Raw genomic sequence first — 21,450 nt, 5'->3', positions numbered from 1 at the left:
CATTAATTTTTTAGTAAAAATATTTTTTAAACTCACAACTAGCACAAATCAACGAATTTTTGGTTAGTGCCTTAGTATACCTATTGTAAAATTTATTTTTTTAAGTTGAATAATTGTTCTTACAAACCATTTGTAATTAAATAAAAAAAATAAATGACTATTATATCTGTTTTTTTTAAACTCTTACTCTTAAAATGAGTCGTGTACCGTAATTATTAAATCAAGAATTTCTTATAATAAACACTCTTTATTTTTAGTAACATTTACTTTAAGAGCTTTTATTGTTTTTTGAAGTCTTAAAAATAGAGTTAAACCATCATTTAATATTGAATTTTCTTTTACCCGAATTATTAAATCTACTTAGGATTGGTTTATTAGAACTATCAATTAGTTCAATTTTAATCTCATGCTCTCCTTTTTGTAAACCTTCTATTATATAGGGTTGCCATTTGTGCACTGTGAACTCATGATTATCTAGTGATATCTTTACTTTATTTCCATTTTTAGATAGCTTGGTATTTACCAAATAAAAGTCCAATAATACTTTATTAGTATTCTCTTTGTAAACGCCTTTTGGTCTGCTAAAGAATAATAACGGATCTTTTTTTATATCTATTTTTGGTTGCTCGTTTTCGAAAAGGTATTGCTTCAGGACAAAAGCATTTTTATGTTTTACACTTTCGTGAAATGATCGTGATAAAAAAGCGAGTACAATGTTTGAATTTTTATTTAGTTTAGCTTGAAACGAAGAGTCATATTTAGCTTGATAAGGACCATTATTTACTATAAAATGGATATGTTGACCTTCATGAGAATTTGCTAAGTGGTAGGTAATTGCTGAGTTAGTATTTTGTTTTAAAGAATAAGATTTTATATCAAAAAGGAAAGTATTCTCCCCTTTTTTTATCATATCATCTTTTGTTACAAGGCTAAGCTTAGCTCCGGAATAGGATGTTAAAGTTTGTTTCGGATATACTTTTATATTATCGAACTTATGTATTTCTTTTTTTAAAGAACAGCTTACAGTTATAAACAGTGATAAGAGAAAGATTAAGAATCTCATAATATATTTTTAATCAAAATACTGAGTGTACTCTAGCTTTGGAAGAAGTACACTCGGTATTTCTATTATTATTTGCGTACTACTTTGTAAGGAAGAGATAAATCTCCTGAAGCAACGCTATACACTGCATATACACCTAACATTGGAAGATTTTCTTTCATTGCATTTGTATTAACTTGCATGTATGCGGCAACACCATCAAAAGAAAAATTAGTTACATTGTTAACTCTAAACCTAGGAACTACAACTTTTATGGAATTCCCTTTAGTAATGGTATTATAACCAGGAGAGTCCATGTACATTGGCATGCCTGGATTAGTAGTAGGAAGTTTGACGGTTTTATCGTTTTTGTCAAACATTTTAACACTTAAACCTCCAGCTACACGTTTGTCACTATTTAAAACTACCCAATGTGGATGCCACACTACACCTTCTGATGCATTTGAAGGGTTACCATCTACGTCTTCATCCCATAATGGTGTGTCATCAAAATCAGGATGAGATGTTAGCGCTAAAGCTACAATACCTTCTGTTTTAGAGAATCCAACATCTGTTGATTTTAAATTTGTTGGAAAGACATAACCTAATACAGGTGCTCCATTTAAACTTCCAACAGCTTTAGGAACACTTTTTCCAGCAATGCCTTTCACACGTATATCGAAGATGAAATGTTCCAAATCTGAATCATATGTAACAGAAGTACTCTTAATTTTTAAGTCATCTGATTGTTTAAAATTTGTATCTTCATTAGTTTTAATTTGCGCTGAACAGGAGATAAATGGTATTGTAAGTGTCAGTGCTAAAAAAGTGTTTTTTAAAGAAATCATATTTTTTGAATTTAATTTATTATGAATATTAATAGTATTTATTAAAAATGAGTTAAGATTTTAATTCCTCAATGGAAGCACTTTAATTAGTTTGGAGTACATTTCTATTTGAGTTAAATGATTGATAAACATGTTTTAAAATAGCCTTTTCTCTTTCTTGAATATTATTTTTAATGGTTTCAATATTTAAAACCTCAAGGTTTTCTTTGTCTAGTAATTCTATAAACATCATTCTCTACTGATATACAAAGAGAACAGCCTGAATTATAAAAGATTGATTTACTCATAGGTATTGTTTTTGTTATATTTTATTACAAATATAGTTAGTAATCCTAACTAAAAAAAATAAGATTCATTTTTTTTTCAAATCTAATCATAGATGTAGCTTATAATTACTTTATTTTGTTTTTGTTATGTTTTTTTGTCTGTGCAATTTGATGAGATTATTCTCAATGGTTTTATCAAAAAGGGGAAATTAACTTTTATCTGTTATTCAAAAAAACAGCTTACATCCTCTAATTCTTTTCTTTTTAAGTTGGGGACGTAAACATCTTCATTGGCATAGCCAACAGGAAATAAAATAAAAGCTCTTTCATTTGCGGGTCTATTCAGTATTTCTGTTAAAAAATTCATTGGGTTAGGCGTGTGGGTTAAGGTAACCAAGCCAGCATTGTGAATTGCTGAAATCATCATCCCACAAGCAATCCCTAAAGACTCATTTACATAATAGTTGTTATATCTTTTTCCTTTATCATCTATTTCATAAATTCTCTTAAAAGCAACAATAATCCATGGAGCCTGCTCTATAAAGGGTTTAAACATATCTGTCCCAATAGGTGCTAAATCTTCTTTCCACTGACGACTCATTTTAACCTCGTATGCTAGTTTTTCTTCTAATTCAGCAGCTTTACGTATTTTTGATTTTAATTTAGAATTAGAAATAGCACAGAATGTCCATGGCTGTTTGTGTGCTCCAGAGGGGGCAGTGGAAGCAGATAGAATAATATTTTCAATTATTTTTTTGGAAACAGTTTTTTGAGAAAATTCCCTTACAGTTCTTCTTTTATTTAGCCAATTAAAATAATCCAAGCTTCTTTTTAGCATTTCATTTTCTTTATAAGTCAATGGGGTATAATTTATATGTTCAAACCCTTTAACAATTTTTGTTTTTTGTACCTCCATGGTTATATAATTTTAGTAATTTAAACAGATTCTTAATTAATCCTTAATTTAATAAATAAAAATTAATTATCTGTTTTTTAGTAGTTTATGTTTTTTATTGAAGTTAATTTGATTTTTAACTAAAAAAAGAAGAAGTCCCAAAAAAATAATACATTACTGAGAAAAAGAAATACATATTTTTTCAGTTAATGGGTAGTCCAATTTAGCCTACTCATAATTGGGAAATGATCAGATAGTTTTATGTCATTGTAAGTTTTAAATTGATTTATAGTTGCCTTTTTGTCGGAAAGTATAAAATCAATTCTCATGGGATAGATGTATCTAAAAGTTTTACCTAAACCTATACCAGATTCAATGAAGGAGTCTTTTTTATTTTTCACGAGTTCTTTGTAAACCCATGAATACGCAGAATTATTAAAATCGCCACAAATTATTTTTTTTCCTTTCCAGTTGTATTCGTGCTTAATAATATACTCGGTCTGGATGGCTTGTTTTTCAAAACCACTAGCTAACCTTTTAAATAAGCGTTCTGAGTCTTTTTCTCCAAAATTCTCTTTATTAGGATTTATTTTCAAAGATTCTAAGTGCACGTTATAAATCCGAATAGTGTCATTTTTCCTAACAATATCAACAAAGATTGTATTGTTAGCACTATTTTCAAAGTTTAAAGAACCTGAATTTATGATTGGGAATTTAGAATAAATAGCAAGGCCAAACTTATCTTTTATCGATTTTGTTTTAATGAATTTATAAGGTAGTTTAATATCAATCGTATTAGATTGATAAAATTCTTGAAAGGCAATTAGATCTGGAGACTCATTATTAATAAATTCATATATTTTACTTTCAGTCGTAACGTCATTATTCCATTTGTAGTAGTTAAACATTCTTACATTATAACTCATTACTTTTAAATCGCTGGTCAAGACAACTTCTTTGTTTGTAAATTTAACTAATGGAGGTGTTAGAAACCATCCAAGTAATAATACGAGTATCGGAAGCAATACGTTTTTGTGTAGTTTTACAGTCCAGTAAAGTAAAAAGCACAGATTTGTTAACACTAAAAAAGGAACAAAGAGGCTAAATATAGTAAGTGACGGAAGTTTTATTGGAGAAACATAAGGTAGAAAAAAAGAAAGCAATAATGCTGTAGCTAGTGTTGAATTAATGAAAAATAAAAATATTTTAAAAGGAGATTTTTTTTTCAAACTAAAATTTCTTTTGCTAATTATTATAAAGCTTCCATGTTATTATTCACAGCAATAAATTACTACTATTTTCTTCCTTGTTTGAAAAGAAAATCTTTCTCTTCTTTGGACAGTGTTTCGTATCCAGACTTGCTAATTTTATCAAGTATCAAATCTGTTTTTTTTTGAATTTCTGTTTTTTTAAGAGCGCTAGTAGAGGTTGCATCTTTTTTTCCTGACTTGTATACTGTTTTTAAATTGGATTTTTTTTCTTTCTTTTTAAATATTTCAGAGAAAGGGTTAATTATCACGATTTCTTTATTACTAGCATATTTAACATAAATAAAACCAAAAAGAGCTCCTCCAATATGTGCTAATCTACCTCCGGCGTTACCAGCAGGAATTTGAATAACATCTAAAGCAACCCATATAGCAGCTAGTGTCCATAGTTTTATAAAACCAACTAAAGGTAGTCTTATTTCGTAGTTGGGCATATAGGTTGCAATTCCAATAAAAATAGCAGATATACCTGCTGAAGCACCAATTAATATGCTTCTATCTGCATTGCTTCTTAGAGCTGGAAAAAAATTATAACTAATCATAAAAATGAAACCGCCTAGTGCAGTACCGAATATGTAAAAGTTTAATAACTGTTTTGAAGTAAAATATTGATTAAATAAATTACCAATAAAAAATAATGCTATAAGATTAAACAGAATATGAATAAATCCAGAATGGATAAACCCATAAGTAACAATAGACCAAGGTTTATATAAAAACTCACTAAAATTAGCAGGTAAAGAAAACCACTCTACAAAAAAATTACTTTTAGTTTGAAATAAAAATCCAAAAGTATTTAAGATAAAAACAATAAAGAATACAGTTAAATTTACATATATTAGTTTTTCAACAATTCCTGCATATTTAAACCTTTGTCTTAACGTATTTATTATATCCATTTTAATTAGAGGAGTTAAAATTTAAATTGATTTCTTTTCCAGTACCAAGCAATTATAAAACCTATTAGTGCACCACCAATATGTGCAAAATGAGCAATATTACCAACAGAATATTTAGTTACTCCGAAGAATAAATCTAATAAAATCATACCTGGTATAAAAAATTTAGCAGCAATAGGAACAGGAAAGAATATCATAGCAAGTTTAGCGTTAGGAAAGGCAAGACCAAAAGCCACTAACACTCCATATATGGCACCTGACGCACCAACGGCAGGGGTATGATATAAATTAACTATTTCACTAAATTGTTCTTGTGTTATAGCTCCCGTAAGTCTTGTGTCTGTTGTCCGCCCAGATTCTAAAATAGAGATTATCTCATTTTGATCTAAGCCAGCATTCACAAAAATCTCGTAAATACCATTGAATTGATAGTAATTGACAAATGTATAAATCAAACCAGCTCCAATACCTGCCGAAAAATAAAAAAATAGAAATTTATTTTTACCCCACATCTGCTCTAGAGGACTTCCAAATGCCCACAATCCATACATATTAAATAAAATATGAGTGGCACTTCCGTGCATAAAGATATGGGTTAAATATTGCCAGATACCAAAATGATTATTTTCCGGTAAATGAAGCGCAAATATGTTAGTTAGGTCCATTTTAAGAAATAATGGAGTAAAAAACATAATAGCATTAATGATGATTAAATGTTTTATGGCACCAGTTAGTCTAATCATTTGTTATTGTTTTGAATTCATCAAATAATAGTATTAAAATTACTTAATCTTTTCGATGATTTAAATTATTTATTTGTTAAAAATAGTATCAATTTCTTGTAAAGAAAGTGTCTTAAATGTTGGTTTACCAAATGGAGATGATGATGGCTCTTTGCAAGAAAAAAGAGAATTTACTAAATTTTCTTGCTCTTTTAGCGATAATATTGTTCCTGTTTTTATTGCTAATGATTTAGCAAAAGATTTAGCCATTACATCAAAGTGACTAAAACTCGTATCAGGAACTTCCATTTTTATATCGTCCAAAAGTTGCTCCAAAATCAATGTAATTTGACTTTCCGTAATTGAAGTTGGAATACCTCTGATAATAACACTATCTTTTTTAAATTCTTCGAACATAAAACCAGCACTTTCTAAATCTGTTTTTATGCTGTATATAATTTCAATATCACTTGACGAGAAGGATATTGTTACGGGAAAAAGAAGTTGTTGACTACTTGCTTCTTTTACCGTTATATTTTCTAAGAATTCTTCATAAAGAACTCTTTGATGAGCCAAAGATTGATGAATCAGTACGACACCCGATTTTATAGTGCTCAATAAGTATTTTTTTTGAATTTGAAATGTTTTTCCGGTTTCTGTTTCTTTATTAGATTCAAATAATTCCTCTTGCTCCATAGGATCCGAAGTAATATTATTTAAGTCAATATTAAATTTAGTATCAGTGTAGAGAGCTTCCCAGCTACTATTATCTTTTTTGTAGTCTGTTTTGTATTGAGAACTATAGTTGTTATTTGATCTCGAATTATTAGATAAAGACTCATTGGATGGTATTACAGACTGAGCATTAGAATCTGTTTTAAATGGATTAAAATTAGGATCTACACTAATTGGCGGTATTGAAGGCGTTCCTTTTTTAGTATAATTATAAGGAGTGTCCAAATTGGCATCTCTTTCAAAATCTAATACAGGGGTTACATTATATTGGCCTAGGCTATGCTTTACAGTAGCTCTTAAAATAGCGTAGAGAGCTTTTTCATTATCAAATTTAATTTCAGTTTTTGTTGGATGAATATTAATGTCAATACTATTAGGAGGTACTTCTAAGTATAAAAAATATGAAGGGTGTGATGCTTGATCTAGTAATCCTTCAAAAGCATTAATAACAGCGTGATTTAAATAGGAACTTTTTATAAAACGGTCATTTACAAAAAAGAACTGTTCTCCACGTTTCTTTTTTGCAAATTCGGGTTTAACAACAAATCCTTCTATTTTTAGAATATCTGTTTGCTCATTTATAGGAACTAACCGTTCATTCATTTTATTTCCAAAAATAGCAACAATTCGCTTACGTAAATTACTGTTTTTTAAATTGTATACTTCATTATTGTTGTGGTGTAATAGAAACTCGATACCTGGATGCGTGAGTGCTACTCTTTGAAATTCATCAATAACATGCCTAGTTTCAATTGCGTCAGATTTTAAAAAATTTCTTCTTGCAGGAATATTGAAAAAAAGATTTTTTACGGCAATACTCGTTCCTTTAGCCGTAGAAATGATTTCTTGAGAACTAACTTTACTACCTTCTATTTTAATCTGATTGCCAAGTTCTTCGTCTTTTTCTTTTGTTTTCAATTCAACATGGGCAATAGCAGCAATTGAAGCCAAAGCTTCGCCACGAAAGCCTTTGGTATTAATATTAAAAAGATCTTCAGCTTTTTTAATTTTTGAAGTAGCATGTCTTTCAAAGCAAAGTCGAGCATCGGTAGCGCTCATGCCTTTTCCGTTATCGATTACTTGAATTAATGTTTTTCCAGCGTCTTTTAATAATAGTTTTATGGAGGTTGCTCCGGCATCAATAGCATTTTCAAGTAGTTCTTTTACAACAGATGCGGGACGTTGTACGACTTCTCCTGCAGCAATTTGGTTCGCTACATGATCTGGTAATAGCTGTATTATATCAGACATTGATTAATTATTCTTGGGTATAAAAATAGATAGGTCGAAATCAATTACAAAAAGAAAAATAAAAACTAGAATAATGAATATTATCACAATAGTTTTGTTAATTCCTCCATATTCTGAGGATTTGAACTCGTTAATAGCTGTACTGAATTTTCCTTTTAAGCCTTTTCGTTTTCCTACAGTAGTTCTAAATTCATCGAACTTATGTTTAAACTCATAGGGGTTGCTTTCTCCTTTATAATAACGAGGTTGATAATCAAACTTTTTATTTTCTCTTTTAATAAATCCCATAAAATTTAAGTTTTAAAGGTAAATAACAATAAATATAGCTCCAATATGAGGAAGGGATCAAAGTTACTGAAATAAAAATGGGGCATCAAAAGAATCTGCGTATTTTCACTTTAAGTAAAGAGACTTTATTATTGAAATTGGGAAAATAGGGTTGCTGAATTATATATTTCTTAAGTAGGAGATAGTATCTGCACTTTTAAATTTATAGTAAAATAATAAGTTATAATGCTCGCTAAAAAGAATAAACACTTGTTACAAAAAAAGAGCTTTAAATAAGCTCTTTTTTTGTAACAAGTGTGATATGAAGTCTATTTGAGAGTAAAGTTTAATCTGGCAAATACATAACGACCATTAGTTCCAAATTGCTGAGATCTTCTTGACCAAATAAATCTTCCTGATGACCTAAAAGCCACTGCTGCTTGGTCAGGGTAGATGTCAAACAAATTGTTTGTACCAATGGTAAGTTTTGCAACTTCACTTATATTATAACCAGCGCTTAAATCGGTAACAATTTTAGCTCCAAAGTCAAAATCATTTTCAGTTAATCCAGAATCGCCGACATTCAAGTTAGTAGCCTCTGTAACTTCACCAAAATACGAGTTTCTTAAATAAAAGTTCCATTTATCACCTATTTTTAAATTATGAGATAAATTTCCTTTTGTTCTTGGAACAGCTGACTCAATGTAAGTTCTACTTGTTTTATCAAAATAAGTCTCAGATAAGCCAGCATTTGAAATCGCCGAAGGGATGTTGATCGATTCAATATCAGTTTTTGAAAAAGTAAAAGCTAAAGTATTTGTTAATGAAATATCATCGTTTATATTTATTTTATTATCAACAACAATATCAATACCACTGGTTTTAGTATCTACAGCATTTGCAAAGAAAGCTGCTGATGTAGCATTTGCCTGTGCAAATAAATTGGCTAGCTCGGGATTTCCATTATCCCCAAAAGAACCCGTATATACTACTCGATCATCTATTTTAATCATATATCCATCAATAGTTATTTTAGTATTTAAGTTTGGTATTTTAGCAGTGATACCTACACTACCTCCCAAAGAAGTTTCCTCTTTTAGGGGATCAATACCCAAAATACGTGCAACACGTGAGGTATTTGAGAAAGTTCCTACTTCATTTGGAGTACTGTCAACGAATATTGTAGATGTTGAGTTATAGTGAATTTGATGTAGAGAAGGAGCTCTAAAACCAGATTGGATACCACCTCGCATACTCAAATTCTCATTTATTTTATATCTAGAAGCTAATTTAAAGTTTGTAGTGTTGCCAAAATCAGAATAGTTTTCAAAACGAACGGCAGCACTCGCCATAAAATTTTCAGTAAAGTCTGCCTCAACATCAAAGTAAGCAGCAATAGAATTCCTGTTTTCGTCTACTTCATTTTCAGGTTTAAATCCTGGAAATACCTGAATGCCACCAGGGCGGTTATTACCAAAAAAATCTGCATCAACAATTGAAGTAGGATCGGTAGGGTTGTGAACATTACCGTTAGTATTGAATTGAGCATATGAATCTTCATCACCAGCTTCAATATTATAATTTTCAGTTCTGTATTCAAGACCAAAAGCAATATTTAGCCCAGCCATAGTGTCTTCGTAAAAACGACTCATATCAAAGTTAGTTGTATTTTCAGCATAACTATACCCCCCTGCATTGGCTTCAAAAGGAGTTGATTGTAGCATAGAAGCATTAGAAGAATTTCTAATGTTATACAGAAAGGAGTTTCTTCCCCAGTTATTTGAAAAGTCTATATTCCATTCTCCTACAACACCCCTAATTCCTGTGGCTATTGATATGTCGCTAATTGTTGAGTGTATTTGAGGTAAGAATCCATTAATATAAGCAGGAGTGTAGGTACGCGATTGATTAGGGAGTCTATAAAATCCGCGAGCCTCACCATTTCTATTTCCTAAACCACCAAAGGTATAAATTTCTAAATCGTCTCCTACAGGAATGGCCATATTAGCAAAAAATTGAGCATTACGTAATTCTGATTGCCCAACTCTCATGTTAAAATCACTTCGTTGTAAGCCTCTCGCTGTTAGCTGAGAATCTGTTGCATCAGCACTTAAAATATTTTGTAACTGTTCTAATGTCTCAGTTCCAGTTAAATTTATTCCAGTTTGTCCTGCATAGTTGAAAATGTCGGATAAATCGTCATCTAATAAATTGGAAAGGTTATATCCGTCATTATAAGCAGACCATTCAATTGCGTTATATTGATTAAAAATATTACCTTCCCATTCAAGCATTCTATTAGTAGCCCCTCTAAAGTTAAAAGAACCCGTAAAATTGATATAACCTCCATTATCTCCTAAAGGAAGGCCGTAGTTTAAACCAAGGTTATATTGCTCTCCATCGTTTTTAGTATCACTCAATCCAGTTACATCATCCTTTACATTTGTCATGTTGACACCAGTATCAATTGATACACCAAGTTCGTTTACCTTTTTCTTAAGAACAATGTTTATAACTCCTGCAATAGCATCAGAACCGTACTGAGCTGCAGCACCGTCTCTTAAAATTTCAATTCTTTCAATAGCATCAGACGGAATGGAGTTTAAATCTGTACCCACAGATCCTCTACCAAATGTACCATTTACATTTACCAAAGATGTTTTGTGTCTTCGCTTTCCATTAATTAAAACTAATACTTGGTCTGGCCCTAAACCCCTTAAAGATGCAGGGTCAATATGATCAGTACCATCTGAGATTGTTTGTGTATTAGAACTGAAGGAAGGTGCTGCGTAATTAAGTAGCTGGTTAACTGATACTTGAGGTGCAGAGGTTGTTAGTTCTCCAATGTCTAATACATCTATAGGAACAGGGGTGTCTATAGCGATACGATTTTTATTTCTTGAACCGATCAATAATACTTCATCAAGTACTTCACCTTCTTGAAGTATTACATTGGTTGTACCAGCACTTTTAATGTTAACTTCTTTAGTAACGAAACCTACAGAGGAAAATACAATAGTAGCAGGAAAAGAGGGGATGTTAAGCGTATAGTTTCCATTAAAATCTGTTGATGTACCGTTAGCAGTGTTTTTTAGTATTACGTTAACACCAGGGAGTCCCTCCCCGTATGAATCTTTAACAATACCAGTAATTGTGCCTTGAGCAAATGTTTCCAAACTGAACAAAGTCATCAGAAACAATAATAATTTGGTTGTTTTACCTAACATATTTTCGCGTTTAATATTTGTAAAACAATATATTGCATTTAGTTAGTTTAAAGTGTAACAAATGTTACATAGTAAATTCATAAAACAAAAAAGCTGTAACAACGTTACAGCTTTTTTGTTTTATGAATTATTTTTTTAAAACCCAACACTATTTGATTGAGAATTTTTGGTATTTATGAAAGCCATTTTGACAGCGGCAACAGCACATTCAATGCCTTTATTTCCTAATTTTCCGCCAGATCTATCTATTGATTGCTGCTTAGTATTATCTGTAAGTACACAAAAAATAATAGGCACATCATATTTTATATTTAAATCTACTATTCCTTGTGTAACGCCATCACAAACAAAATCAAAATGTTTTGTTTCTCCTTGAATAACATTACCTATGGCAATTATTGCATCAACTTTTTGTGTTTGAATCATTTTTTTACACCCAAAAATCAATTCAAAACTACCAGGTACATCCCATGAAACAATGTTTTCATTTGAGGCTCCACAATCTATTAAAGTGTTGATTGCACCTTTATGAAGTTTTTTCGTAATTTCTGGATTCCATTCAGAAACAACAATCCCAAATCGAAAAGGCTTCGCATTTGGGATTGTTGCTTTATCATAATAAGATAAATTTGTTGTTGCCATATTTATATTTTAATCAAACGAAGAGATTTTGTTTTACTGAGCATATTTTGCACTATTAATATACTTTTCAATATCTCTTCCTTGATCGGTTTTAGAATATTTTTCTTTGATGGTGTTAAAGAATCCTTCTGCCTTATTAAAATCTTTTAATTCCATGGCTGTTTGCCCAGCTTTGAATAAAAATAAAGGACTTGTAAATTCGTTATTTTTTTTAGTGGCAGCTTTTTCGTAAAATTCCAAAGCTTCTTTTGGTTGATTAATATCGGCAAAAGCATCACCAATAGCACCTAAAGCAGTTGGTCCAAGTATTTCATCATCAGATTCAAAATTACTCAAATACTCAATAGCTTCAGAATATTTCTTCATTTTTAAATAAGAAATACCAGCATAATAGTTTGCTAAATTTCCAGCCTTTGTTCCACTAAAAGATGCTGCAATATCTACGAAACCATATTTTCCATCGCCACCTTCTAAACCTAAAGTATATAGTGAGTCCGCTGCAACACCAGTCGATGTTGATGCTTCATCAAAAAAACTTCTTGGATATGCAAGCTCATTTGAAGCTTCTCTTTCTGTTGGTTCTGATACATACTTGTTATAGGCAAGGAATCCAAGGATTACAGTGGCAACTGCAATTAAACTATAAAAAAGTGGCTTGCTATTATTTTCAATCCACTGTTCTGATTTATTAGCAGCTTCATCCAAATTGTTAAATACTTCAGCCGTTGTACTTTGAGTTTCATCATAAGTTTCTTCAACTTCATTAACAGCCTTCTCTTTCTTGGGTTTATATCCTCTTTTCTTATATGTAGCCATAATCGCTTTATAATTAGTGCCAACAAAAATAGTTTTTTTAATTGGATTTTAAAAACTGATTTTTCGTAAATTTTCAATAATTTGCAACTCTCTAAAAGGTCCTAAATTTTATCATGTATTTGCGCAAAATTTCATTAGTAAATTATAAAAATGTAACTAGCAAAACATTTGATTTTAAGAAGAAAATTAATTGTTTTATAGGGAAGAACGGTGTAGGTAAAACAAACGTATTAGATGCCATTTATTATCTGTCATTTGCAAAGAGTTATTTTAATTCTGTAGCGGTTCAGAATATAAGACATGGGGAAGAGTTTTTTATCATTGAGGGAGATTATATTTTGGCAGAGAGGAATGAAAAAATAGTGTGTTCGTTGAAAAAAGGACAAAAAAAAGTATTGAAAAGAAACGGGAAATTATATGAAAAATTTTCAGATCATATAGGACAAATACCCTTGGTTATTATTTCTCCCGTAGATAGGGATTTAATTGTGGAAGGAAGCGATACTAGAAGGAAGTTTATTGATGGAGTAATTTCACAGCAAGACAAGAATTATTTGAATAATCTTTTAGCTTATGGGAAGATATTGAAACAGAGAAATGCTTTACTAAAGTATTTCGCAGCCAATAAAATCTTTGATGCATTAAATTTAAAAGTATATGACCAACAATTAGTTGAGCATGGAAATATCATTCACAAAAAAAGAGAGGCTTTTTTAAAACAATTTTGCCCTATCTTTTTGGAAAAATATCAGGCAATTTCTAACAACCAAGAAGAAGTTGGTCTGAAGTACAAAAGTCAGCTTTCCTCAGACAGTTTTGAACAGTTATTAGCTAAAAGTTTAGAAAAAGATAAAATACTACAATTTACTTCGTCAGGAATTCATAAAGACGATCTTAGCTTTGAGATAGGAGAGTTTCCAATTAAAAAATTTGGTTCTCAAGGGCAACAAAAGTCGTTCCTAATAGCTTTAAAGCTAGCTCAATTTGAGTTCATAAAGCAACAGATCAATATCACTCCAATTTTGTTATTAGATGATATTTTCGATAAATTAGACGAAAATAGAGTTGCTCAAATTATTCATTTAGTTAATAAGGACGAATTTGGGCAAATATTTATAACAGATACCCATGCTAATAGAACAAAAATGGTTATCGAAAAGAGTAATGAAGAATATCAAATTTTTAACCTATAAACTAAACAATGAAAAGAGAAAATGATAGTTATTCAATTAAAGAGCTTATGGAATCTTATATTCAAAAAGGAAATTTAAAAAAAGGGTTTCAAAAAATTCATATTGAAGAAGCGTGGGATAAGCTAATGGGGATAGGTGTGAAGTCTTATACAGACGAAGTTAAACTACAGAATGGAACGTTATTTGTCAGACTCAGTTCGTCTGTATTGAGAGAAGAACTTAATTATGGTAAAGAAAAAATTATTAAAATGCTGAATGAGGAAATGGAGGATGAAGTTATAAAACGACTTATGCTAGTATAAAAAAACTCGTTAGTAAGTAACGAGTTTGTATATATTTTTGTAATTCACTTCAAATAATCTAGAAATGATAAATAAACAATTGTATTGCTATTTAGGACTAGAATAACTCTCTTCCAGAAAAATGAAAAGCACCTTCAATAGCTGCATTCTCATCTGAGTCAGATCCATGTACTGCGTTTTCACCAATTGAAGTAGCATACAACTTTCGTATAGTTCCTTCTGCCGCTTCTGCTGGATTTGTTGCACCTATTAATGTTCTAAAGTCTTCTACAGCATTTTCTTTTTCTAAAATAGCGGCGATAATTGGTCCACGAGTCATAAATTCTACTAACTCGCCGAAAAAAGGGCGTTCGCTATGAACTCCATAGAAAGTCTCAGCATCACGTTTTGTCATTTGAGTTTTCTTCATTGCCACTATTCTAAAACCTGCAGCATTAATTTTTCCCAAAATAGCACCAGTGTGTCCGTTTTCAACTGCATCTGGTTTAATCATTGTAAAAGTTCTATTTGTTGCCATCTTTAAATGTCTTCTAATTTTTAGTCGGCGCAAAAATACATTTTTATATGTTATCCACAAGTTAAGAATTCAATCACTCAAACAAGCACGAATTAAATAAGTTCGAATTAGAATAAAATGAATTTTTAATTTATTTATTAAAGTTGGTGTTAATAATCTAGCAATACTGTTTTTTGAAGCTGTTAATTCCTAATCAAGTAATTCGAGATTTATGATTTTTTAAATAAAGGGTATATAATTTTGATATATTTCTTATGGTTTTTTGATAATTAATTGTTTATATACTTATTAAGTATGTTTAAAATGATTTATAAACCTGAAATTAAAAGATCTTTTTTGAGTTTTTTTTTAGAACAAAAAACAAAATGACTCAAAGGCAAATAAAAGTTTAATTTGTATATTCGCGACTTATGATTTTGAAACAATTTGACGAATTAAAAAGTTTTTTAATAAAACAACAGCAGATCGTGATTATTGGGCATAAAAATCCTGACGGTGATGCTGTAGGGTCGTCCCTCGCATTAAAACATTACCTAGATAAGAAAGGACATAGAGCACAGGTTTTGATGCCTAATGAATACCCTGATTTTCTGCATTGGATTCCAGGGTCTAGAACTGTATATCGTTTTGATCGTCAAAATAATCAGTGTGTTAAATCTCTCAAAAAGTCGACTTTAGCCTTTTTATTAGATTTTAACACCTTACACAGAGTAGGAAGTGATATGCAGAATACACTTAGTAAATATGAACATGATTTTGTTTTAATTGATCATCATCAACAACCTGATGATTTTAAGTACATGTACTCAGATACGGCAATGTCTTCCACTTGTCAGATGGTTTATAATTTTATTGATATGATGGGAGATTTGGATTTGATAGATAAGAACATAGCTACATGTTTGTATACTGGAATAATGACAGATACAGGGTCATTTCGTTTCAGGTCAACAACTAGTAGAACGCATAGAATTATAGCCGATTTAATTGATAAAGGAGCAGAGAACGATAAAATCCATAGTAACGTGAACGACTCCAATACACACAGTCGATTATTACTCTTAGGGCAATCTCTCAGTAATTTAGAAATATTACCAGATTATAAAACAGCATTTATTACTTTATCAGAGCAAGAAAAGAAAAAATTTTCTCACGAAAAAGGAGATACGGAAGGAATAGTTAATTATGCTCTTTCAATAAAAGGAGTTGTTTTCGGTGTTATTTTTATTGAGGATGAAGAACAGGGTATTATCAAAATTTCATTTAGATCAAAAGGTAAATTTTCTGTTAATCAATTTGCTCGAAATTATTTTGATGGCGGTGGCCATGATAATGCGGCAGGAGGCAGAAGTGAAATGAATATGGAAGATACTCTAAAGTTTTTTAAGACGTTATTGCCTAAATACAAAAATGATTTAATAAATTCTTATGAAATTTAATGTCTTTTTTATAGTTTTTTTTGCGATACTTATTTCTTGCGGCGAACCTTTGGCAAGAAGACCAAAGAAAAAAGGAGTTACTAATTTTTACAAAGAAGTTCTCGAAAGAAATAAAAAATTGAACAGACTTGAAAGAAATAGAATTGAATCATGGATACACAAAGATACTATTCATGATTATAAACAAAGCAATACTGGTTACTGGTATTATTATGTAAATAAAGACAGTTTAAATTCATATGTGCCCAAGCTTAATGATATTGTAAATATAGAATACGATATTCAAGATATAGATGGAGCAATTATTTATAACAAGGTAAGAAAGACATATAAAGTAGATAAAGAGGATTTTATTCCTGCATTACAAGAAGGAATAAAGCAAATGAAAAAAGGAGATATAGTGACCTTTATTATTCCATCATACAGAGCTTTTGGGGTTTCTGGTGACGGGCATAAAATAGGTACCAATCAATCAATAAAAAGTACAATAAAATTAATAGATATAAAAACAAATCAACAATAATGAGAATGACTAAATTTTTAATCGCTACTGCAGTTGGAATCTCAGTAGTATCATGTGATAATGGTCAATTTAAAACTAAAAAATCATTAGAAAACCAAATAGATACCGTAAGTTATGCTGTTGGTTTAAACATGGCAACTCAAATTAAGAGTAACTTTGAAGATGCAAACGCAGACTTACTTTTGCAAGGTTTCAAGAATGGGATTGATTCAACTAATTTGCTTTTAGAGTCAAAAGACGTTCAAGATATTCTTAGAAAGTATTTTCAGAAAAAGAATGAGGAAAGAATGAAAAAAATGCAAGAAGAACAGGTTAAAAAAGCCGAGGCAGAATTTGGAGACTTGAAGAAAGAAAACGAAGAGTTTTTAGAGAAAAATAAAGCAAAAGAAGGAGTTGTAACTACTGAAAGTGGATTGCAATACGTTGTGTTAAAAGAAGGAAAGGGAGAAAGTCCTAAAGCTACTTCTAAGGTTAAAGTACATTATCATGGTACTTTAATTGACGGAACTGTATTCGATAGTTCAGTAGATAGAAAAGAGCCTGCAGAATTTTTATTAAATAGAGTGATAAAAGGATGGACAGAAGGTATACAGTTAATGAAGCCTGGAGCAAAGTATAAGTTTTTTATACCGAGTGATTTAGGTTATGGAGCAACACCACGACCAGGAGGTAAAATAAAGCCTTTTGCCACACTAATTTTTGAAGTAGAGCTTCTAGAAGAATTAAAATAAATATGTAATAAGGTTAGTAGATTTACTAACCTTATTTTTTTAAAGTCAATTAAAATGAAATTATTTAAATTATTTTTTGCTATTATTATTGTTTTTTCAGCTTGTAAGTCTGCAAAGTACCCTAATTTGGATAATGGCTTGTATGCTGATATACAAACAAATAAAGGTGATGTTTTGGTAAAGCTTTATGATAAAGATGTTCCTATGACAGTTGCTAATTTTGTGTCCTTAGCAGAAGGAGATAACCCTAAAATGACAGATTCTTTGAAAGGAAAGCCATATTTTGATGGTACCAAATTTCATAGAGTTATCAATGATTTTATGATTCAAGGAGGGGATATCACTGGGACAGGTAGAGGAAATGCAGGATATCGATTTGCTGATGAATTTCCCTTAAATGACAAAGGAGAGTTGATATACAAGCATGATAAAGCAGGAGTTTTATCTATGGCTAATTCAGGAAAAAATACTAATTCGAGTCAGTTTTTTATTACACATAAAGAAACACCTTGGTTAAATGGCAAGCATACTGTTTTTGGTCAAGTTAAAATAGGTCAAAATATAGTAGATACGATTAAAAAAGACGATTATATAAACCGCATTGAGATTATTAGGGTAGGAAAAGAAGCTAAAAAATTTAGAGCAAATGAAGTTTTCGAATTTGAGCTAAACAATGTAGTTAAAAAAGAAGAAGAGAGAAAGAAAAAACTTGAGGAAGCAAAAGCGAGATTTCAAAAAGAAAAGGGAATCGAGAATGCTACTTTAACGAGCTCAGGATTAAAAATTTTATCCTTAGCTAAAGGAAGTGGTAAAAAAGTAAATCCTGCGATTGCTACAACGGTTCATTACACACTTTATTTAACAGATGGAAAAAAAATAGATTCTAGTATCGATGGGAACAAACCTTTTGTTTTTACTATAAATGAGCAAAGTTTAATAGCAGGATGGAAAGAAGGTGTCAAAACAATGCGAGAAGGTGATAAGTCTAGATTTTTTATTCCTTATTACTTAGGATACGGGGAAAAAGGTATGGGGCCAATTCCTCCTAAATCAGATTTAGTATTTGAAGTTGAAGTTTTAAAAGTAGGGAAGTAGTTTGGTAGATAGAATTATACAAATAGATAAAGAATTACTTATTTTCTTAAATAATTTAGGGAATGAGCTCTTTGATAATTTTTGGTTGACTATAACTAATCAATTCAATTGGACTCCCTTATTTATTTTTATATTATATGTTATTTTTAAAAAGCTAGGATTAAAAAAAGGATTATTTACTTGTTTGTTTATTATTTTCTTGGTGGTTTTTTCAGATCAATTTACGAATATGATTCGTGGGATTTTTGAGCGATTGAGGCCCAATAATGATATCTCTGTCTCTAAGTTTCTAAGACCTAGTTTAATTAATCCGCAAAGTTTTAGTTTTATATCTGGGCATGCTACTACATCAACTTTTCTTACTGTTTTTGTTGTTCTTTTGTTAAAGGATTTATTTAAGCCCATAAAATTACTTTTCTTATTTCCTTTATTTTTTGCCTACAGTAGAATTTATTTAGGAGTACATTTTCCGATAGATATTTTGGTTGGAGGAACAGTTGGAGGTACTTTTGGTTACCTTTTTTTTAAGCTCTATTCAATAATTGAATCTTACTTAGAAAAAAGAGAAATAATGGTTTAGAAATAAAAAAGGAAGTCATTTAACGACTTCTTTTTTATTTAGCTTTTATATTTAGTAAAAAACACTACTTTTTATTATTGAGGTAAAGATATTTAGTAGCATGATAATAACCTAGAGCCAAGCTATCCATAGACTTTGTTATTTCAGGTAGTTCATTTTTATAATCCTCTAGACTCTCTCCGGAAAGCTTATGCAGATGCACTTCATTGGTTATGATTTTCTTTGAATATAGGAAATCGTTTTTTAATAAAGCTAAGCTAGGCTCACCATTTGAAATATTAAAAATAAAGGCAAAATTATTTGTTTTTGTGCTATCTAAAGCATTCGCCCCTAACGTGTAGTTTGTGTAAGGAGTTTTAGCAATACTAGCAGCTGTAGGAAATATATCAACAAGCTTAGTGAACTTTGATATTACTTTGGGTTGGATATATTTAGGAGCATGAATAAAAAAGGGAACATGATTGGCTTGAATACCTAAATCAAATTCTTTTTTAAAGTTAGTAGTTGCGTGCATAGAGGTATTATGATCACCAAAGAAGAGAAATATGGTATTATCATAATAACCCGACTTCTTGGTCCTTTCTAAAAATTTACCAACATTAAAATCCAAATATTTAAGTGCGTTTAATCTTTTTATACCATCGAACCCTGCTTTCTCAAGTTCTTTTTTACTAATATCATTATCAGTAAAAGGTTTAAATGAATCTTTTTGTTTGGGATAAGTGAAGGGCATATGATTACTAGCAGTTTGGATATAGGCAACGAATGGAGTATTTGTTTTGTTGACTTTGGCTAGTTTTAAATCAGCTTCTCTAAATAAATCATAGTCATCTATACCCCAAACATCAACTCTTTCTTCTGAATTATAGCTTCCTTCTTCATAAATTTCTAGATTTTTTATGTTTGATTGAAATATTCCTCGAATATTTGCCCAGTTAGCACTTCCACCCAAGAAGTATAGTTTTCGATAATCTTTAAATTGGTCAAAAATTATTCGTTGGTCTATTACCATAGGGTTTCTTGAAGCAGTACGAACTCCATCAACATCAGGAAGACCAGTAACACTAGAGAATACACTAGCAGCTGTTCCTGCTTTATGAACGTAAAATTTTGAAAATAGCGTACTCTTTTTAATGATACTATCCATTTTCGGTGTTGTCTTAATTGGATTACCAAAATAACTCATTGGTACAACTCCAACTGACTCAAGCATAACAATTACTATATTAGGTTGATTTTTTAACGTGTCTTTAGAAAACGAAAATGTTCTTTTAAAATTTAAAGAGTCTATTGAAAGATTTAATTCTTTTGCAACAGCAGGATAAAAACGCTTTGTTTTTACTATGTCCACTCCCTCATTTCTGAATTTAAAACTATCGAAAAAATAAAGTACGGGATTAAGAGCAAACTGATTGACATTATTATTTTTAGAAAAAAAAGCTTGACTCCATCTTAAGGGATAATGTGTAAAGCTATTGTAAATGCTAAAACTTAGAGTTAGTAATAAAAAGAAAACATAATACACCTTTACCTTTGTCGCGGTTTTATTATTTGCAGAATTAAATCTTTTATAAAATAGACTTACTACTTTACTCGAAATTATTGAAAGTAGAATTAACGCAAATGTAATTTTAAATATCGGGTAACTTTGAATTAGAACTTGTAAAGATATTTTTAAGTTACTTAAAAAACGGAGAGAGGAGGCATTTAATCGAGTATTTAAGTAATCATAGTGTCCAAAATCAAAGAAATAAAATAATGTGATGCATAAGAAAGAAAGTGAGAGATAGATATTAGCAACATATTTGCAGGCCTTCTTAGTGAAAAAGCGATCATTAAATATTAGAACTAGTATTGTTAATGGAACTATTAATATTGCACTAAGTTTTATGTCAAATCTAACACCAAATGACAAAGCTGTTTTAATTTCATTAAAACTTGCTTGTTCTAAATTAGCGTAAGAAATATAAAATATTAAACGAAATAAGCCAGCATAAATAAAAAATGCTAGAAAATTAGTCATTATATACCTCACATAATTTGGAACTTTTTTAAACATGAATAAATATAATTTTTTAAAAAACAAATATACTATAGTTTTAAAAAACCATATTATATCTTAAATGTTAAAATAGTGATATTTTAACGGCTTTATTTTTAATTATTTATATCGATCCTAGTATAAGTTTTTA

21 protein-coding genes are annotated in these 21,450 nt (G+C 30.3%); 7 read left to right on the top strand and 14 right to left on the bottom strand.

Going from position 1 to position 21,450, the window contains the following annotated elements; all coding sequences use genetic code 11:
- Positions 1 to 316 precede the first annotated feature (316 nt).
- The 12 genes from AC2GW8_RS04845 to AC2GW8_RS04790 all read right to left on the bottom strand — a co-directional run bounded on the left by AC2GW8_RS04845 (position 317) and on the right by AC2GW8_RS04790 (position 12,878).
- The gene (locus AC2GW8_RS04845) at positions 317 to 1,063 is read right to left on the bottom strand and encodes a hypothetical protein (RefSeq protein WP_440881661.1); all 747 of its coding nucleotides are present in this window, start codon (positions 1,061 to 1,063) and stop codon (positions 317 to 319) included.
- Positions 1,064 to 1,131: 68 nt separating this feature from the next.
- Positions 1,132 to 1,890 carry a hypothetical protein gene (locus AC2GW8_RS04840; protein WP_440881660.1) on the bottom strand — a complete coding sequence of 253 codons (759 nt, stop codon included), beginning with the start codon at positions 1,888 to 1,890 and terminating at the stop codon, positions 1,132 to 1,134.
- A gap of 82 nt (positions 1,891 to 1,972) precedes the next feature.
- A complete protein-coding gene (locus AC2GW8_RS04835; protein WP_440881659.1) occupies positions 1,973 to 2,122 on the bottom strand; it encodes a hypothetical protein in 150 nt (49 codons plus the stop codon).
- 257 nt (positions 2,123 to 2,379) lie between these two features.
- Positions 2,380 to 3,072 (bottom strand): nitroreductase family protein, encoded by a 693-nt coding sequence (locus tag AC2GW8_RS04830; RefSeq protein WP_440881658.1) that lies wholly within the window; start codon positions 3,070 to 3,072, stop codon positions 2,380 to 2,382.
- A gap of 185 nt (positions 3,073 to 3,257) precedes the next feature.
- The gene (locus AC2GW8_RS04825; protein ID WP_440881657.1) at positions 3,258 to 4,280 is read right to left on the bottom strand and encodes an endonuclease/exonuclease/phosphatase family protein; all 1,023 of its coding nucleotides are present in this window, start codon (positions 4,278 to 4,280) and stop codon (positions 3,258 to 3,260) included.
- A gap of 65 nt (positions 4,281 to 4,345) precedes the next feature.
- Positions 4,346 to 5,218: a rhomboid family intramembrane serine protease gene (locus AC2GW8_RS04820; protein ID WP_440881656.1), complete on the bottom strand. Its 873-nt coding sequence runs from the start codon at positions 5,216 to 5,218 to the stop codon at positions 4,346 to 4,348.
- Positions 5,219 to 5,232: 14 nt separating this feature from the next.
- On the bottom strand, positions 5,233 to 5,961 hold the full coding sequence (locus AC2GW8_RS04815) for a rhomboid family intramembrane serine protease (protein ID WP_440881655.1): 729 nt from the start codon (positions 5,959 to 5,961) through the stop codon (positions 5,233 to 5,235).
- Positions 5,962 to 6,030: 69 nt separating this feature from the next.
- Positions 6,031 to 7,926 (bottom strand): DNA mismatch repair endonuclease MutL, encoded by a 1,896-nt coding sequence (mutL, locus tag AC2GW8_RS04810; RefSeq protein ID WP_440881654.1) that lies wholly within the window; start codon positions 7,924 to 7,926, stop codon positions 6,031 to 6,033.
- Between the two features lie 3 nt (positions 7,927 to 7,929).
- Entirely contained in the window at positions 7,930 to 8,214 is a 285-nt protein-coding gene (locus tag AC2GW8_RS04805) for a riboflavin synthase subunit beta (RefSeq protein ID WP_440881653.1), read from the bottom strand.
- Positions 8,215 to 8,522: 308 nt separating this feature from the next.
- Positions 8,523 to 11,384, bottom strand: coding sequence for a TonB-dependent receptor (locus AC2GW8_RS04800; RefSeq protein ID WP_440881652.1), 2,862 nt, complete (start codon positions 11,382 to 11,384; stop codon positions 8,523 to 8,525).
- Between the two features lie 171 nt (positions 11,385 to 11,555).
- A complete protein-coding gene (gene ribH / locus AC2GW8_RS04795) occupies positions 11,556 to 12,062 on the bottom strand; it encodes a 6,7-dimethyl-8-ribityllumazine synthase (RefSeq protein ID WP_440881651.1) in 507 nt (168 codons plus the stop codon).
- A gap of 33 nt (positions 12,063 to 12,095) precedes the next feature.
- Entirely contained in the window at positions 12,096 to 12,878 is a 783-nt protein-coding gene (locus AC2GW8_RS04790) for a tetratricopeptide repeat protein (protein ID WP_440881650.1), read from the bottom strand.
- Between the two features lie 113 nt (positions 12,879 to 12,991).
- On the opposite strand from AC2GW8_RS04790, the gene recF reads away from it, so the two are divergent.
- Together recF and AC2GW8_RS04780 are read left to right on the top strand one after the other, a co-directional pair.
- Positions 12,992 to 14,071, top strand: coding sequence for a DNA replication/repair protein RecF (gene recF / locus AC2GW8_RS04785; protein WP_440881649.1), 1,080 nt, complete (start codon positions 12,992 to 12,994; stop codon positions 14,069 to 14,071).
- An 8-nt stretch (positions 14,072 to 14,079) separates the two neighbouring features.
- Complete coding sequence (locus AC2GW8_RS04780; RefSeq protein ID WP_440881648.1) at positions 14,080 to 14,373, top strand: DciA family protein; 294 nt, start codon at positions 14,080 to 14,082, stop codon at positions 14,371 to 14,373.
- A 97-nt stretch (positions 14,374 to 14,470) separates the two neighbouring features.
- On the opposite strand, the gene AC2GW8_RS04775 is transcribed toward AC2GW8_RS04780, so the two are convergent.
- On the bottom strand, positions 14,471 to 14,890 hold the full coding sequence (locus AC2GW8_RS04775; RefSeq protein ID WP_440881647.1) for a nucleoside-diphosphate kinase: 420 nt from the start codon (positions 14,888 to 14,890) through the stop codon (positions 14,471 to 14,473).
- A 410-nt stretch (positions 14,891 to 15,300) separates the two neighbouring features.
- Between AC2GW8_RS04775 and AC2GW8_RS04770 the strand changes: the two genes are divergently transcribed.
- The 5 genes from AC2GW8_RS04770 to AC2GW8_RS04750 are packed head-to-tail and all read left to right on the top strand — an operon-like array spanning position 15,301 to position 19,258.
- The gene (locus tag AC2GW8_RS04770; protein ID WP_440881646.1) at positions 15,301 to 16,329 is read left to right on the top strand and encodes a DHH family phosphoesterase; all 1,029 of its coding nucleotides are present in this window, start codon (positions 15,301 to 15,303) and stop codon (positions 16,327 to 16,329) included.
- A complete protein-coding gene (gene gldI / locus AC2GW8_RS04765; RefSeq protein ID WP_440881645.1) occupies positions 16,319 to 16,852 on the top strand; it encodes a gliding motility-associated peptidyl-prolyl isomerase GldI in 534 nt (177 codons plus the stop codon). The genes AC2GW8_RS04770 and gldI overlap by 11 nt, the downstream gene beginning before the upstream one ends.
- A 5-nt stretch (positions 16,853 to 16,857) precedes the next feature.
- On the top strand, positions 16,858 to 17,583 hold the full coding sequence (locus AC2GW8_RS04760; RefSeq protein ID WP_440881644.1) for an FKBP-type peptidyl-prolyl cis-trans isomerase: 726 nt from the start codon (positions 16,858 to 16,860) through the stop codon (positions 17,581 to 17,583).
- Positions 17,584 to 17,637: 54 nt separating this feature from the next.
- Entirely contained in the window at positions 17,638 to 18,678 is a 1,041-nt protein-coding gene (locus AC2GW8_RS04755; RefSeq protein ID WP_440881643.1) for a peptidylprolyl isomerase, read from the top strand.
- Position 18,679: 1 nt separating this feature from the next.
- Positions 18,680 to 19,258: a phosphatase PAP2 family protein gene (locus tag AC2GW8_RS04750; protein ID WP_440881642.1), complete on the top strand. Its 579-nt coding sequence runs from the start codon at positions 18,680 to 18,682 to the stop codon at positions 19,256 to 19,258.
- Positions 19,259 to 19,322: 64 nt separating this feature from the next.
- Here AC2GW8_RS04750 and AC2GW8_RS04745 read toward each other — a convergent pair whose 3' ends face one another.
- Positions 19,323 to 21,317, bottom strand: a complete 1,995-nt coding sequence (locus AC2GW8_RS04745; RefSeq protein ID WP_440881641.1) for an LTA synthase family protein — start codon at positions 21,315 to 21,317, stop codon at positions 19,323 to 19,325.
- Positions 21,318 to 21,450 lie beyond the last annotated feature (133 nt).

This window comes from Tenacibaculum profundi, assembly GCF_057162725.1.
The sequence above is the reverse complement of the archived record's forward strand: the minus strand, read 5'-3'. Positions and strand labels throughout refer to the sequence as shown.

Coding starts and splice junctions, on each gene's coding strand:
- AC2GW8_RS04845 (WP_440881661.1), bottom strand. CDS start 1,063: ATGAGATTCTTAATCTTTCTCTTATCACTGTTTATAACTGTAAGCTGT.
- AC2GW8_RS04840 (WP_440881660.1), bottom strand. CDS start 1,890: ATGATTTCTTTAAAAAACACTTTTTTAGCACTGACACTTACAATACCA.
- AC2GW8_RS04835 (WP_440881659.1), bottom strand. CDS start 2,122: ATGATGTTTATAGAATTACTAGACAAAGAAAACCTTGAGGTTTTAAAT.
- AC2GW8_RS04830 (WP_440881658.1), bottom strand. CDS start 3,072: ATGGAGGTACAAAAAACAAAAATTGTTAAAGGGTTTGAACATATAAAT.
- AC2GW8_RS04820 (WP_440881656.1), bottom strand. CDS start 5,218: ATGGATATAATAAATACGTTAAGACAAAGGTTTAAATATGCAGGAATT.
- AC2GW8_RS04815 (WP_440881655.1), bottom strand. CDS start 5,961: ATGATTAGACTAACTGGTGCCATAAAACATTTAATCATCATTAATGCT.
- mutL (WP_440881654.1), bottom strand. CDS start 7,926: ATGTCTGATATAATACAGCTATTACCAGATCATGTAGCGAACCAAATT.
- AC2GW8_RS04805 (WP_440881653.1), bottom strand. CDS start 8,214: ATGGGATTTATTAAAAGAGAAAATAAAAAGTTTGATTATCAACCTCGT.
- AC2GW8_RS04800 (WP_440881652.1), bottom strand. CDS start 11,384: ATGACTTTGTTCAGTTTGGAAACATTTGCTCAAGGCACAATTACTGGT.
- ribH (WP_440881651.1), bottom strand. CDS start 12,062: ATGGCAACAACAAATTTATCTTATTATGATAAAGCAACAATCCCAAAT.
- AC2GW8_RS04790 (WP_440881650.1), bottom strand. CDS start 12,878: ATGGCTACATATAAGAAAAGAGGATATAAACCCAAGAAAGAGAAGGCT.
- recF (WP_440881649.1), top strand. CDS start 12,992: ATGTATTTGCGCAAAATTTCATTAGTAAATTATAAAAATGTAACTAGC.
- AC2GW8_RS04780 (WP_440881648.1), top strand. CDS start 14,080: ATGAAAAGAGAAAATGATAGTTATTCAATTAAAGAGCTTATGGAATCT.
- AC2GW8_RS04775 (WP_440881647.1), bottom strand. CDS start 14,890: ATGGCAACAAATAGAACTTTTACAATGATTAAACCAGATGCAGTTGAA.
- AC2GW8_RS04770 (WP_440881646.1), top strand. CDS start 15,301: ATGATTTTGAAACAATTTGACGAATTAAAAAGTTTTTTAATAAAACAA.
- gldI (WP_440881645.1), top strand. CDS start 16,319: ATGAAATTTAATGTCTTTTTTATAGTTTTTTTTGCGATACTTATTTCT.
- AC2GW8_RS04760 (WP_440881644.1), top strand. CDS start 16,858: ATGACTAAATTTTTAATCGCTACTGCAGTTGGAATCTCAGTAGTATCA.
- AC2GW8_RS04755 (WP_440881643.1), top strand. CDS start 17,638: ATGAAATTATTTAAATTATTTTTTGCTATTATTATTGTTTTTTCAGCT.
- AC2GW8_RS04745 (WP_440881641.1), bottom strand. CDS start 21,317: ATGTTTAAAAAAGTTCCAAATTATGTGAGGTATATAATGACTAATTTT.